The organism is Mycobacterium sp. 1245801.1 (genome assembly GCF_001673055.1).
In the GTDB taxonomy this organism is placed as follows: domain Bacteria; phylum Actinomycetota; class Actinomycetes; order Mycobacteriales; family Mycobacteriaceae; genus Mycobacterium; species Mycobacterium europaeum_A.
This window is the reverse complement of record NZ_LZKY01000047.1, coordinates 1-685: the sequence shown is the minus strand read 5'-3', so window position 1 is coordinate 685 and position 685 is coordinate 1. Positions and strand designations below refer to the sequence as shown.

Below are 685 nucleotides of genomic sequence, written 5' to 3'. Positions count from 1 at the left end.
CGCGCCGTCATCATGCTGGCGATCGACATGTCGCAGTCCATGCGGGCGACCGACGTCGAACCCAACCGGCTCAAGGCCGCCGAACAGGCCGCCTCCCAGTTCGCCGGCCAGCTCACCCCCGGCATCAACCTCGGCCTGGTCGGGTTCGCCGGCACGCCCTACCTGCTGGTCCCGCCGACGACCAACCGCGGCGCGGTGAAGGCGGGCATCGACAGCTTGGCGCCGGCCCCGAAAACCGCTACCGGGGAAGGCATTTTCACCGCGCTACAGGCGATCGCGACGGTCGGCTCGGTGATGGGCGGCGGCGGTTTGTCGCCACCGGCGACCGCGGTGGCGCTGATCGCGTGCAGCGCGGTGAAGATGGCCTCGCCGGTGGCGGTGCTGTCGGCGAAATCCAGCTTCTTCAGCGCGTCGATGGTGGCCTGGTGTTGCGGGGTCGGCGGGACCAGCAGGTAGGGCGTGCCGGCGAACCCGACCAGGCCGAGGTTGATGCCGGGGTCAGCTGGTCGGCGAATTGCTTGCCGGCCTCCTTGGCCGCGGCCAGGCGGTTGGGCGGCACGTCGTTGGACGCCATCGACTCCGAGACGTCGATCACCAGCATCACGACCGCGCGGTTCAGCGGAATCCGGACGTCCGACGTCGGCCCCGCCATCGCGGTGGTCAGCAACACCAGCGCGGCGGCCAG

General features: G+C 70.7%; 2 pseudogenes. One reads left to right on the top strand and one right to left on the bottom strand.

What is annotated here, in order from left to right:
* Window positions 1–12: 12 nt before the first annotated feature.
* A pseudogene (locus A5622_RS29960) lies at window positions 13–267 on the top strand (VWA domain-containing protein); the annotation flags it as partial.
* A gap of 32 nt (window positions 268–299) precedes the next feature.
* Here A5622_RS29960 and A5622_RS29955 read toward each other — a convergent pair.
* A pseudogene (locus A5622_RS29955) lies at window positions 300–685 on the bottom strand (VWA domain-containing protein); the annotation flags it as partial.